Origin of the sequence: Pseudomonas sp. JAI111, assembly GCF_024809425.1 — a bacterium.
Lineage (GTDB): Bacteria > Pseudomonadota > Gammaproteobacteria > Pseudomonadales > Pseudomonadaceae > Aquipseudomonas.
In genome coordinates this window covers 168,134-180,742 of record NZ_JANUCB010000004.1, presented here as the reverse complement: position 1 = coordinate 180,742, position 12,609 = coordinate 168,134, and the positions used below count along the sequence as shown (strand labels likewise).

Annotated in this window: 11 protein-coding genes; 7 read left to right on the top strand and 4 right to left on the bottom strand. The window is 59.7% G+C overall.

What is annotated here, in order from left to right; translation table 11 throughout:
- Positions 1 to 244 precede the first annotated feature (244 nt).
- The 4 genes from HNR03_RS14925 to HNR03_RS14910 are packed head-to-tail and all read left to right on the top strand — an operon-like array spanning position 245 to position 2,436.
- Positions 245 to 448, top strand: a complete 204-nt coding sequence (locus HNR03_RS14925) for a hypothetical protein (protein WP_090183003.1) — start codon at positions 245 to 247, stop codon at positions 446 to 448.
- A gap of 58 nt (positions 449 to 506) precedes the next feature.
- Positions 507 to 1,022 (top strand): DoxX family protein, encoded by a 516-nt coding sequence (locus HNR03_RS14920; protein WP_222586100.1) that lies wholly within the window; start codon positions 507 to 509, stop codon positions 1,020 to 1,022.
- 54 nt (positions 1,023 to 1,076) lie between these two features.
- Positions 1,077 to 1,700 carry a glutathione S-transferase family protein gene (locus tag HNR03_RS14915; protein WP_090182999.1) on the top strand — a complete coding sequence of 208 codons (624 nt, stop codon included), beginning with the start codon at positions 1,077 to 1,079 and terminating at the stop codon, positions 1,698 to 1,700.
- Positions 1,701 to 1,737: 37 nt separating this feature from the next.
- The gene (locus HNR03_RS14910; RefSeq protein ID WP_222586099.1) at positions 1,738 to 2,436 is read left to right on the top strand and encodes a dienelactone hydrolase family protein; all 699 of its coding nucleotides are present in this window, start codon (positions 1,738 to 1,740) and stop codon (positions 2,434 to 2,436) included.
- Between the two features lie 460 nt (positions 2,437 to 2,896).
- Here the strand turns inward: HNR03_RS14910 and HNR03_RS14905 are convergent, their stop codons facing one another.
- On the bottom strand, positions 2,897 to 3,871 hold the full coding sequence (locus tag HNR03_RS14905) for a nitrilase-related carbon-nitrogen hydrolase (RefSeq protein WP_259154363.1): 975 nt from the start codon (positions 3,869 to 3,871) through the stop codon (positions 2,897 to 2,899).
- A 104-nt stretch (positions 3,872 to 3,975) separates the two neighbouring features.
- A complete protein-coding gene (locus tag HNR03_RS14900; RefSeq protein ID WP_259154362.1) occupies positions 3,976 to 4,908 on the bottom strand; it encodes a GlxA family transcriptional regulator in 933 nt (310 codons plus the stop codon).
- A 231-nt stretch (positions 4,909 to 5,139) separates the two neighbouring features.
- Between HNR03_RS14900 and HNR03_RS14895 the strand changes: the two genes are divergently transcribed.
- Positions 5,140 to 8,625, top strand: coding sequence for a hypothetical protein (locus HNR03_RS14895; protein ID WP_259154361.1), 3,486 nt, complete (start codon positions 5,140 to 5,142; stop codon positions 8,623 to 8,625).
- Between the two features lie 24 nt (positions 8,626 to 8,649).
- Here the strand turns inward: HNR03_RS14895 and HNR03_RS14890 are convergent, their stop codons facing one another.
- The gene (locus tag HNR03_RS14890; protein WP_259154360.1) at positions 8,650 to 9,270 is read right to left on the bottom strand and encodes a cell wall hydrolase; all 621 of its coding nucleotides are present in this window, start codon (positions 9,268 to 9,270) and stop codon (positions 8,650 to 8,652) included.
- 139 nt (positions 9,271 to 9,409) lie between these two features.
- Here HNR03_RS14890 and HNR03_RS14885 point away from each other — a divergent pair, with 139 nt between their 5' ends.
- On the top strand, positions 9,410 to 10,261 hold the full coding sequence (locus HNR03_RS14885) for a CAP domain-containing protein (RefSeq protein WP_259154359.1): 852 nt from the start codon (positions 9,410 to 9,412) through the stop codon (positions 10,259 to 10,261).
- Between the two features lie 31 nt (positions 10,262 to 10,292).
- Here the strand turns inward: HNR03_RS14885 and HNR03_RS14880 are convergent, their stop codons facing one another.
- Entirely contained in the window at positions 10,293 to 10,529 is a 237-nt protein-coding gene (locus tag HNR03_RS14880) for a hypothetical protein (RefSeq protein ID WP_259154357.1), read from the bottom strand.
- A gap of 207 nt (positions 10,530 to 10,736) precedes the next feature.
- Between HNR03_RS14880 and HNR03_RS14875 the strand changes: the two genes are divergently transcribed.
- Positions 10,737 to 12,500: an L-lactate permease gene (locus tag HNR03_RS14875; RefSeq protein WP_222586092.1), complete on the top strand. Its 1,764-nt coding sequence runs from the start codon at positions 10,737 to 10,739 to the stop codon at positions 12,498 to 12,500.
- The last annotated feature ends 109 nt before the right edge of the window (positions 12,501 to 12,609 follow it).

The following is a 12,609-nucleotide window of genomic DNA, read 5'->3' as shown; positions in this document are numbered from 1 at the left end:
CGCGAAGGCGGTGTTTCAGTCAACTTACATGTGTCTGATACACAGCCTTCGCGAGCAAGCCCGCTCCCACAAGGATTGATGGTGGCTGTGTATCGGAGTGTGTACAGACCCGCCCGTGACACACCCCATCCATAAAACCCCGCCCCCGCGACACATCGCAGATACACCCGCTTGATGAACTGTGCCTGTCGATTGGCCACGCCGATCAAAGCGCTCAACTCACTCAATGCTACGGAGTATCACCATGTTCAAGCTCTCGACTTCTTCCCTGACCCTCGGCCTGATCATCGCAGGCGGCCTGGCCTTGTCCAACGTGGCGTCGGCCTCCGAATCCGAGGCGTTCAGCATGAAACAACTGGCCCACGGCTATAGCCAGGTCCAGGCCGACAGCGCGGAGAAACCCGCCGAAGGCAAATGTGGCGAAGGCAAGTGCGGCGCCGGCGAGTAACCCATTGCATAGGGGCAACGCGTTGCCCCGCTTCCCTGACAGAACGGAGACCCCGTCCATGACTTCTGCCATTTCATCGGCCGTGAAAGGCCTGCACCTGAACCTCGACCGCGCCGGTAGCTGGCTCGCGCCATTGACGCTACGGCTGTTCATTGCCTGGGAATTTTTCGAGTCGGGCCTGGAAAAATGGAACGGCGAAAACTGGTTCGCCGACATCCAGGACGCCTTCCCGTTTCCGTTCAACCACGTGCCGGTCACCTTGAACTGGGAACTGTCGATGTGGGCCGAGCTGATTTGCGCCCTGGCCATACTCGTCGGCCTGGGCACGCGTATTTCGGCAATCATCCTGATCATCGTTACGGTCGTCGCGACCGCTGCCGTTCACTGGCCAGCCGATTGGTCTACATTGAGTGAGCTTGCTCAGGGTTACGCCATCAGCAACAAGGGGCACGGCAACTTCAAGCTGCCGCTGATCTACCTCGCAGCCCTCATGCCGCTGTTGCTCTCGGGTGCCGGCAAGCTCAGCCTGGATGCACTGTTGGCCCGATTCATCTGGCGTCGCACTCACCCTTGACCGACCAGAGGCTCGGGCGCGTCCTCCACTCCCTGAAACAACGGAGCAATCGCCATGAGCCTCACTCTCTACGGTTTCGACGGCAGTACGTATGTGCGCACCGTGAAGATGCTGCTGTCAGAAAAAGACGCGGACTACGAACAGGTGCAGGTCAACGTGATCAAGGGCGAGCCGCACCTGCCAGAGCATTTGGTGCGTCACCCTTTCGGCAAGGTGCCGGTCATCGATCACGACGGATTCCGGGTGATCGAAACCGGCGCGATCGTCGCCTATCTGGACGAAGTCCTGCCCGGTCCGTCCATCACCCCGGATAACGCCCACGACCGCGCCCGCACGCACATGGCCCAGGGGATTTACGATTCCTATGGCTATGGCAACCTGGTGCAGGTGTTCGGCTATCATCTTTTTCCTGACTTTATTGGCGGGCAGAATGAAGAGGCGCGCCGCAAAGGCATCGAAAATTCGAAACGGGTGCTGCGCGAGCTGATGAAAATAAAAGGCACCGATCCGTATATTGCAGGTCTTGAACCCAGTATCGGCGACTTTTACCTCGCGCCGGGCTGCGCCTACATCGCGATGACGCCGGATGCGCCGCAGGTGTTTGCGGTCGAAGGGTTCGACGGATGGTGGAAACGCATGCAGTCTCTGCCAAGCTTCAAGGCCACACAGCCGCATTAAGCTTCACTCCACCTCACTTGCGAAAACAGGAGCCACCATGAGCGTGACCACCCAATGGATCGAGATCGACAGCGACGAAGGCACATTCGGCGCTTACCTGGCCATCCCGCATACCCGCAAAGGTCCGGGGATTGTGCTGATCCAGGAGATCTTCGGCGTGAATGAACACATCCGCTCGGTTGCCGAGCAATACGCCGCCGATGGCTACCTTGTCATCGCACCGGACCTGTTCTGGCGCAACGGCCACCGCATCGAACTGGGCTACGACGAAGCCGGCTGGAAACGCGCCGTCGAGTTGATGAACGCCACCGACATCGACAAGGCCCAGGCCGACATCAAGCTGGCCATCGACGCACTCGATGCACAGCCAGGCCTGGACGGCGGCATCGCCTCCATCGGTTATTGCTTTGGCGGCTTGCTGTCGTACCTCACCGCCGCCAACGGCCTGGTGGAAGTGGCCGTCGCCTATTACGGCGGTGGCATCCAGAACCACCTGGACCGCGCCGACGACATCGAGGTGCCGTTGCTGATGCACTTCGGCGAACAGGACAGCCACATTCCACTGGAAGCCGTGGAGAAAATCGCCGAGCGTTTCGAGAACAACGACAACGTGGAAATTGTCGTGTATCCGGACGCCGAACATGGCTTCAACTGCTCGCACCGTGAAAGCTACAACCAGCGCGCCGCCGCTGAGGCCCATGGCAATACACTGATCTTTTTGGGTCAGGAACTGTAAAAGCAAAACTGGAAAAAGGAGGGCTTCCATTGCTCGGTGGAAGTCCCTTTTTTTTCAGCGCTGTGATGGCCCTATCGCGGGCAAGCCCGCTCCCACAGGGGATTTTCAGTGAACACAGCATTTATGTTCGACAAAGATCAACTGTGGGAGCGGGCTTGCCCGCGATGACGGTCGTACATTCAGCATTGCGGTGACGGGTATATCGCTTTCGCGAGCAAGCTCGCTCCCACAAGGGATCTTCAGTGAACACAGCATTTGTGTTCGACAAAGATCAAGTGTGGGAGCGAGCCTGCTCGCAAAAGCGGTGGCACATTCAGCTTGGCAGTGCCTGGTATATCGCTTTCGCGAGCAAGCCCGCTCCCACAGGGAATTTTCAGTGAACACAGCATTTGTGTTCGACAAAGATTAACTGTGGGAGCGAGCCTGCTCGCGATGGGAGCGCCTCGGTCTCAAGCCGTTTTCAACGCCCAGTTTCTTCAGCAGTGTCGATCACACCCGGTTTCGGCTGGTCATTGCGCTCGTGAACATGGCGATGCGGCGTACGGTCGATGTTCAGGCTCAGGATTTCCGGACGGCTGTAGTGACCGCGGCCGTCCATCTGGCGTTTGCGGATTTCGATCTGGAACAGGTCGATGTCGGCAATTACTTCGCCCTCGCCTTCGGTCAATGCGCCGACGACTTCACCCTGAGGGTCGATGATCGCGGTGTAGCAGCCGCCGGAGATCGGTCCAATCTCGCAGCCGGTGTCGGCCATGATCTGGGCCTGCTGCTCCGGGTACAACCAGGCCGTGGAGTTGACCACAAAGCACGCCGACTCCAGCGCGTGCATGCGGATGCTGACTTCCATCTGGCGAGTGAACAAAGGACCTGCGAATGAGCCCGGGTACATCGAGGCGTGGATCTGTTCGCCGTCTTCGATCAAGGCGTAACGTGCCAGCGGATTGTAATGTTCCCAGCAGGCCAATTGACCGATTCGCCCGACCGCACTGTCGGTGGCGCGCAGGCCGGAACCGTCGCCCATACCCCAGATCATGCGTTCATGGTAGGTCGGTGAAATCTTGCGACGGGCCTGAATCAGCGTGCCGTCGGCATCAAACAGCAACTGCGTGTTGTAGAGAGTGCTGCCATCGCGTTCGTTGACGCCGATGGACACCACCATGTTGGCTTCCTTAGCCGCTTTGCCGATGGCATCGGTGGTTGCCGACGGCACGACAACGGCCTGGTCGAGCAATTTGTAGTGTTCGGAACCCATTTTGAAAGGGCTCTGCACGAAAGAAAAGTACGGGTAGTACGGCACGACGGTTTCAGGGAAAACGGCGAACTGCACACCCTTCTCGCCGAGTTCGCGAATCTTGTTAACGACCTTTTCTACAGTGCCTTCACGGCTGTAGAGAACGGGGGCGATCTGGACGGCAGCGGCTTTGACAATGGTCATGGCGGTGATCTCACTGAGGGAATGGGCTTCAACGAGATCTAGATTACGGCAATCATATTTTGTCTTAAATGTCGAATACACCACCTTTTAGGACACAGGAAAAATCAAGCCCGATGGGCGCGCTGAATCACCTGCGGCGGCTGCCCGAACGCGCGGATAAAGGCACGGCGCATACGTTCGCGATCGCCAAACCCGGTGTCGGTCGCCACCACATCGATGGAATGCCGACCGGTTTCGATCATCAGCCGGGCCGCCTCTACCCGCAGGTTTTCAATGGCTTTGGCCGGGGTCTGGCCGGTTTCGGCATGGAACACCCGGCTGAACTGCCGAGGGCTGAGATTGGCCGCGCTGGCCAGTTCCTCCACTGAGAGCGCTGATTTGAGGTGGTGTTTGGCGTAGGTCAACGCGGCCTGGATGCGATCGGTCTTCGGCTCAAGTTCGAGCATCACGGAAAACTGCGACTGGCCACCCGCGCGCCGGTGATACACCACCAGTTGCCGCGCAACCTGGCGCGCGACTTCGGCGCCCAGGTCCTTCTCCAACAAGGCCAGCGCCAGGTCGACGCAAGCGCTCATGCCGGCGGCGGTCCAGATATTGCCGTCGTTGATGAAGATCCGGTCCTCTTCCACTTTTACCTTCGGGTACGCCCGTTGCAGCGCCGGGGCATGGCACCAGTGCGTGGTCGCCCGCTTGCCATCCAGCAGACCGGCTTCGGCCAGCGCAATCGCACCGGTGCAGATCGACCCCAGGCGTCGGGTGGTCTGGCTGGCCTTACGCAGGAATTGCACCATGCCCGGCGATGTTGGCCGGATCAGGTTGTCGCCCATCACCAGCAGCGTATCGAACGCTCTCTCGTCGAAGGCGTGGGTTGCCACGTCAAAACCGGCCGATGTCGGCACCGACCCACCCTGCTCAGACAGCAACGCAAGGCTGTACACAGGCTCGTCAGCGGCGGTGTTGGCCAACTCAAAGGCGGCGCACATGGCGAGGCCCAATACCTGGAAGCCGGGGTAAACGATGAGTCCGACGTTGTGCACGGTGCATGTCCGTAAACGCGGCATGAAGGGATTCAAGCCATTGCATCGAACTCTACGCTTCTGCGCCTTCAGGTGAACAGATCCACGATCAGCGGATGACTATCGCCCATGTGTATTAGCCGCGTTACAACTTTCAGGTTCAACTGGAAGAACTGACATCGGGCCAGAAACCAACATGCTAATCGGGTCTATAACTAACGTTGTAACCGTCGGCCATTCGAGGGAAAGGCCATGGACACCTCTAAGGATTCAGGTACTAACCTGGCCTTCTGGCTGCCTGGCAGTGCGGTCATCCTGAGTCTGGTGGTCTCGACGTTCGCCCTGACCCGCGAACCCTTCCTTGAACCGCGTCCCATCGGCGCACAATTTCAGGCGCAACTGCCAATCGAAGCGCGATTGTGGCAAGACCCGTTTGATGCGCTGGAGCGTTATCGCAAAAAACTCAACGACGCCAAAAGTCCCGACGCCGGCCACTTATGCAAACCCTCGATCGCTCTGCCGCCCGAGGAATCAGCGGTTCCAGACATGATGGTGGCGCTGGTCGAGGGCGGCCCTTATGCCGATGAAGTCGAACGGCGGCGGCGCATTCGTTACGCGTTGCTGGCAGGGTTCAAGAACTCGCACCGGGTGCCGGATCAAGAGCAATACATCCAGTGCCTGAAACTTCCCGCTGATCTTTCAACCGACTCACCCAGCGAGACCAACTTCGCCGACATTCCCTACGAAATGTTTGTCGATAACCCCTTCGATCCACCGACCGATCCGCAAGACAAACCACTGCCGCCCAAACGCACGATCGTGTTCTGGCTGAAACAGGACGCGCTCGGCACCACTCCGCTGCAAATGCTGGATAAATTGAACAAGACCCTGAGCGCCACACTTCAGTCGGGGTGTACCGCTCAAGCGTGTCCGCAACGGCCCGACGACGCCAATTTGAAAGTCATCGGCCCGGCCACTTCAACGGTCTTGCGCGGCATGTACCAGGATGAAGCCAACGCCCACGCCACGCCGAACATCGAGATCTATTCTCCACTGGCCACTGCCGACAACGAAACACTCGCCAAAAGTATCCAGCCCCCGGCGAAAGAGTCGCCAGGCAAACAGCCGATGAAACTGCTTCGCACCGTCAGCGACGACGGCACCATGACCCAACTGATGCTGGAGGAGCTGAAACTGCGTCATGTCGATCCGGCAACCGGGTTGAAGTGCAATAAAGGCAGCTTGCGGCGAGTGGGTTCCGATTGCGCCCGGACCCGTTGGCCGCGCGCCGACCGCATCGCATTGATTTCCGAGTGGGACAGTTTCTACAGCCGCGCGTTGATCGAAAGCTTCAAGGCTCAGGTTGCGGCGGATGCCGGTCTGCGCGAGAAAAAGGAAAAGGCTGCGGTCGATCGCTGGATTCTGCGTTTCAGCTATTTGCGTGGCCTGGACGGACGCCTCCCGGAAGAAGCCGCCAGCACTGACAAGACGGCCAGCCCCGATGCCGGAAAAAGCAAGGACGCCACGGCCATTGACCTGAGTCCGCTGGAAAAAGCCGACGGCAACTCCCAGCTGGATTATCTGCGCCGCCTCGCCGATCACATCGCCAGCGAAGACGCGACTTATCGACGCAACGGTGAAAGCGGCATCGGCGCCATCGGTATTCTAGGGGTCGATGCCTACGACAAACTACTGGTGTTGCAGGCGCTCAAGAGCCGGATGCCGTACAAGCTGTATTTTTCCACCGACCTCGACGCCCGCATGCTGCAACGGGGCCAGGCTCAAACCACCCGCAACCTGATACTCGCAGCGCCTTACGGGCTGACGCTGACGCGAGCCCTGCAACAAGACGTTCCGCCGTTTCGCGACAGCTTGCAAAGCTCGGTGTTCGTCTCCGTGCTCGCGGCGCTGGCGCCACAGTCGTTCGACGCCAAGCGGGCGAAATTCGACTATTCAAAATCGGAGCTGCTCTCGCCCGGGATCTACGAGGTCGGCATCAGCGGTTTCATTCCCTTGGCGAGCCCGGTCACCGGCATACGCCCGGTGAGTTGTGAAGCCCCGACATTGCTTTCTCGCTCGGACAGCGACTTGCGTCCACACGACTTGATGGCGTTGCGTTGCCTTCAAGATCCCTCGCCCCCGCCCTACCCGCAAGCCTCCCAGGCCGTGCGCGAGCAGTTCAAAGCCATTCAGTCGTTCTTCTGGGCCGGGCCGCTGACGTTCACGCTGCTGCTGATGGCCGGGTTCATTGTCTGGAGGTGGATCTCGGGGCCGAAGATCGACCCTGACACCAAGCTGGCCTGGGTGCGCGGCGTGCCCGTGACGTTGTACATGGTCGCGGTGGCCTGTGCCTTTATCGCCACGCGCTTCTGGCATGCCGAGTTTCTGTGGTTCACGTTCGTGCTGATCCTGCTGGGCATCATCTCGTCGAACCTGATCCGTCGTTCCCGGCAACACGCCCACAGCAAAGACACGACGGCCAGCGCAGACAGCGGCTTTTACGACGCCTCGGCGTGGTACATCGTCGTGCCCCTCGTGGGGTTCATCCTTGCGTTGATGCTGGCGTATCAAATGCGCAGCACATTGACCGGCGAGGGCCTGGGTGAACCGATGTTCCTGTTTGAAGGTATCAGTGCCTGGCCGACCGTGGCGCTGCGCGTGGCCGCTGTACTGATATCGCTCTCGGCGCTGGCATGGGGCTGGCGCAACCTGCGCGTCAACAGAGCCGAAATCGAAAGCACCTACCATCTGCGCCAGTACATGCGCCGCTACCGGATCGGTGTGTGCGGGCAGGTCCTGCGCTTTCTTCGCCACTGCAGACGCTGGAAACTGCGACGCGGGTGCAACGAACTGGGGAACGGCCTGCTGCTGATATTTTTCCCGTTGATGAGCGCCAATGACGACTGGTCAAAACCCTGTCAGTCCGCGGAGGCCACCTGCGAAGACGGGCGCAAAATGATCTCCATTGCACGCTTCTGGGGAGAACACTGCGTATGCGGATCGTTCGGCGCCCGACTGCTTCGCGCCCTGCTCGCCACCTGGGTTTTCGTCGTGATCACCAGCGTGCTGTTTGTGGTGTGGCCCATGGAGCATTCTCCGGTGCGCGGCGATTCAATCGTGTGGATGCTCAGCTGGCTGATTCCCACGCTGGTGTTCCAGATGCTGGTGTTCTGGGTCGTGGATGCCAATCTGCTGCTGACGCGTTTCATCCGGCACCTGAGCGAACATCATGCGATCTGGCCCAAGTCGTTGCAGCTGGAACACCAGAAGATTTTCGGCATGCTCAAACACCCTTGCATCGACGAGTGGGTGGACATGCAGTTGATCGCCACCCGCACCTCGGCGGTCAGCCGTCTGATCTATGCGCCAACGGTGGTCATGTTGATTCTGTTGGCGGCGCGCAGCAGCGTGTTCGATAACTGGCCGACCCCGCCCAGCGTGGTCATTTCGTTTTTAATCACGGCGCTGATCCTGCTTGCCTCCGCGCTGTCTTTACGCCGGGCAGCGGAAAAGGCTCGCACGGTGGCGTTGCAACGGATCGATGCCTACCTGCTGCAAACGCCGAAAGCGCCAGGCCCCTACGAGAAATTCCAGATCATTCGCGAGCGCGTCGCAACGCTCAATAAAGGCTCGTTCTCGCGTTATTCCGAGGACCCGCTGATCCGCGCGCTGTTGCTGTCGCTGACCGGCATTGGCGGGTCGGCGATTGTCGATGCGTTGAACTATGCGAAGTTCTAGGCGCCTGGCATGGGCGCTGCGTGCCTACTTCGCCGACCCGTCATGCGGCTTGTAAAACTGGAACATCCCGGTTTCAGCCGTTTTGATGTACTCCTTGGCCCAGTCGGGTTTTACCGTGCGGTCATGGAAATACATGGCGCCACCGGTGTGGTCCGGCAGCTGTTTGTTCAGGGCCTTGCGCGCGATTTCCTTGGCGATTGCGTATTGGGTCTCTTCCTGGGCCGTGTCCGGGCGCCCGTCGCACCACCAGGAGAACTGACATTTCTTGCTTTCCGAGCCTTGCTTGACCACCGCACACACCGTATCGGGGAAACCTGCGTGACCGAGGCGGTTCATCACGACATTGGCGACCGCTTCCATCTCGGTGGTGTCTTTGCCTTTGGCTTCCCAATAAATGGAGCGGGCCAGGCAGGTAATCGCCTCGTCCAACGGTGCATTGCCGGACGGATCGACTGCCTGGACCTCGGATTGGGTAATCTTCTCGGATTTGGGCACGGGCACGTTGTCGCCCTTCTCTGCCGCTTTCTGCTCAAGCACCTGAGCCTTGTCTTGAGCCACTTCTTTTTTTTGTTCCTGGTCGTCGGCGATGGCCTGACCGGCGAGCAGGGTCACGGCGAGTAACGCTGCGATCCATTTAACGGACATGGTGGAAACACTCCGAAAGTCGTCGATTCAGTGTAGTAGCCAAATCATGTCAAAGGTTAAACAACAATCTGCAAAAAGCCATTGCCTTGAACGGGGTAAGTTCGCGCATTATGGGCGCACTCAGTCAAAGGGGATTTCCATGCGCGTTCCGTCATCCGTTTTGTGTCTTGTCGCGTTGCCGTTGGGCTTGGCATTTGCCACCACCGCCATGGCAACCGAGGATTCGCAACTGGTCGAATCGATCAACGTCTACCGAAGCCAGGCGCAGCGCTGCGCCAATCAGGCCTCTTCGGAACTGCCTCCGCTGACGAGCGACCCGCGCCTGATCTTGTCACCAACCGGCAACGTCGATTTGCAGCAGGCGATGGCCCGCGCGTCGTACCCGATGGTCAACGTGCAGGCGATCAGCATGTCCGGACCGCGTGATGCGACCTCCGCCATGGCAGCGATCAAGGAGAGCTTTTGCCAGGTGGTGCTGAACCCGCAATTCATCGACGTCGGTGTCAGCCATGAGGGTCGCGACTGGCGCATCGTGTTGGCGCGTCCACTGCTGACCGCACGCTTGGGCGATGCCACGGTAGAAGGCCAGAAGCTTCTGGAAACGCTCAACGCCGCTCGTAGCCAGCCTCGTCAGTGTGGCGGTCAACCGTTTGCCGCGACCTCGCCGCTGGCCTGGAACGCGACATTGGCGGCAGCGGCCGAAAAGCATTCCCGGTCCATGGCCAACAACAATTTCTTCGACCACAAGGACCGCGACGGCCGTACGCCCGGGGACCGTGCCGAACTGGAAGGTTATAGCGGCCAGCAAGTCGGCGAGAACATTGCCGCCGGGCAAGACACCGTGCGCAAGGTCGTCGACGGCTGGCTGGCCAGCCCCGGTCATTGCGCCAACCTGATGAACCCGCAATACCGCGAGTTGGGCGCCGCCTACGCAGTCGATCCGAAGAGTGATGCCGGGATCTACTGGACAGCCATGTTCGGTGCGCCATAAGGGCGATGGCCAGAGCGGTGATGCACCGCTCTTACAACGTGTGTTGTTTGTTGCCGATGTCTTTGGCTTTTTCGATGGCCCAATCCATGGCCCCTTCGAGGTCCAGCAAGTGCGGGGACGGATGCTTGTCCTCTTCAATCACCGAGCCGTCCGGCCGGTAAACGCCGATGAACATTTTCAGGGAGCCATCCCTCAATATCTCGGCTTTCACCGCGATCTTGCATCCGTTGGAAAGCGTTTCCTTGTGCTCCTCATGGCGTTCAGTCATCGCTGTCTCCCTCTCGTCGTGGATAGCAGGGTTTGCCGTCATTCTTTCTGAGCGTAGTAGAAGTTCGACCAGGATTACCCCTGGCCGCTGGCAGGCGGTTTTATCGGTCGCGAACCTCACAGGACAGCGGCGTAATGCCACCTATACTCCATTCCACCAACCCCGCCCGGGGCCTGCACTACCAACAATAAAAAGCAGAGGTGGAACATGGTCTGGCAGCAAGTCTACGATCCCTTTGGTAACCCGGTGCTTTCAACCATCATGGCCGCAGTGCCGGTCGTGGTAATGCTGGCATCCCTTGCGTTTTTCCATATCAAGGCCCATCTGGCGGCATTGCTGGCCCTTGGTTCTGCGTTGTTGATCGCCATCTTCGCCTTCGGCATGCCCGCGAACATGGCCGGCACGGCGGCGCTGTTCGGCGCCGCCAATGGCTTGTTGCCGATTGGCTGGATCGTGCTCAACATCATCTTCCTGCACCGACTGACCACCGAGAACGGCTCGTTCAAAGTGTTGCAGGATTCCCTCGCGCGCATCACCGACGACCGACGCCTGCAATTGCTGCTGATTGCTTTCTGTTTCGGTGCGTTCTTCGAAGGCGCTGCCGGATTCGGCACGCCGGTGGCGGTGACCGGCGCAATCCTGATCGGCCTGGGTTTCTCGCCCCTGGCGGCCTCCGGCCTGGCGTTGATCGCCAACACCGCGCCTGTTGCGTTCGGCGCCTTGGGCACGCCCATCATCACCCTGGCCAAGGTAACCGGGCTGGATGAAATGGAACTGTCGATGATGGTCGGCCGGCAATTGCCATTCTTCTCGGTGCTGGTGCCGTTCTGGCTGATATGGGCCTTTGCCGGTTGGCGCAAGATGCTGGAAATCTGGCCGGCCATTATGGTCGCCGGTGTCAGCTTTGCCGTGCCGCAGTTCCTGGTGTCCAACTACCACGGGCCGATGCTGGTCGACGTGATCGCCGCGCTGATCTCCATGGCCTGCCTGACCTTGTTCCTGAAAGTCTGGAAACCGGCCACGATCCACACTTCCGCCGCGCTGTCGGGGCGTGTCGACACCTCAAAAATCGATGCCGAACATGAGCAAAAACCCGAAATCAGCGGCACCTTTGCCAGCGATGCAAAACCGGCGGTGATGCGTGCGTGGATGCCGTGGATCATCCTCACGGTCTTCGTTTTCGCCTGGGGCACCCAAGGCTTCAAAAACATGTTCGACACCCGCCCGGCGATCGATCCGGCCACCCAATCGGCCAAGCTCGACCCACAAGGCAAACCGCTGCGCGAAGCCAATCCGCTGTTCGCTCCGGCCGTGACCTTCACCACCTTGCACCAGCAAGTCGAGAAGGTTCCACCGGTGGTGCCTGCGCCAAAAACCGAGGAAGCGATCTATAAATTCACCTGGTTCACCAGCACCGGCAGCGGCATCCTCCTGGCGGCCATCGTCGGCGGGCTGCTGATGGGCTATTCGATCCCGCAACTGGCCCGCCAATACCTGCGAACGCTGTGGGTGGTGCGCTATTCGCTGATCACCATCGCGGCGATGTTGGCCCTGGGCTTCCTCACCCGCTACTCGGGACTGGACGCGACCATGGGCCTGGCCTTCGCCGCCACCGGGATCTTCTACCCCATGTTCGGCACCCTGCTCGGCTGGCTCGGCGTCGCCCTGACCGGCTCGGACACGGCCTCCAACGTATTGTTTGGCGGCTTGCAACGGGTGACGTCCGAACAACTGGGACTCAGCCCGGTGTTGATGGCCGCGGCCAACAGCTCCGGCGGTGTCATGGGCAAAATGGTCGATGCCCAGTCGATCGTGGTGGCGTCCACGGCGACTCGCTGGTACGGGCATGAAGGGGAAATCCTGCGCTACGTGTTCTTCCACTCCATCATCCTGGCGATTCTGGTCGGTGGTCTGGTTACGTTGCAGGCGTATGTCGCGCCGTTCAGCCATATGGTGGTGGGTGGGCATTGATGAGCCGAGGTTAGTGAGTGATCCACGCCCGGCGATCTGGCCGGGTTGTGGCGAACGATGCAGTGCGGTGTGGATGAGGTGTCCAATGCGCTAAATACTGCTTTACTGA

What these genes read in the sequence shown, in the direction of transcription:
- HNR03_RS14890 (WP_259154360.1), bottom strand. Translation starts at nt 9,270, where the DNA reads ATGTCCGTTAAATGGATCGCAGCGTTACTCGCCGTGACCCTGCTCGCC.
- HNR03_RS14880 (WP_259154357.1), bottom strand. Translation starts at nt 10,529, where the DNA reads ATGACTGAACGCCATGAGGAGCACAAGGAAACGCTTTCCAACGGATGC.
- HNR03_RS14925 (WP_090183003.1), top strand. Translation starts at nt 245, where the DNA reads ATGTTCAAGCTCTCGACTTCTTCCCTGACCCTCGGCCTGATCATCGCA.
- HNR03_RS14885 (WP_259154359.1), top strand. Translation starts at nt 9,410, where the DNA reads ATGCGCGTTCCGTCATCCGTTTTGTGTCTTGTCGCGTTGCCGTTGGGC.
- HNR03_RS14920 (WP_222586100.1), top strand. Translation starts at nt 507, where the DNA reads ATGACTTCTGCCATTTCATCGGCCGTGAAAGGCCTGCACCTGAACCTC.
- HNR03_RS14910 (WP_222586099.1), top strand. Translation starts at nt 1,738, where the DNA reads ATGAGCGTGACCACCCAATGGATCGAGATCGACAGCGACGAAGGCACA.
- HNR03_RS14915 (WP_090182999.1), top strand. Translation starts at nt 1,077, where the DNA reads ATGAGCCTCACTCTCTACGGTTTCGACGGCAGTACGTATGTGCGCACC.
- HNR03_RS14875 (WP_222586092.1), top strand. Translation starts at nt 10,737, where the DNA reads ATGGTCTGGCAGCAAGTCTACGATCCCTTTGGTAACCCGGTGCTTTCA.
- HNR03_RS14905 (WP_259154363.1), bottom strand. Translation starts at nt 3,871, where the DNA reads ATGACCATTGTCAAAGCCGCTGCCGTCCAGATCGCCCCCGTTCTCTAC.
- HNR03_RS14895 (WP_259154361.1), top strand. Translation starts at nt 5,140, where the DNA reads ATGGACACCTCTAAGGATTCAGGTACTAACCTGGCCTTCTGGCTGCCT.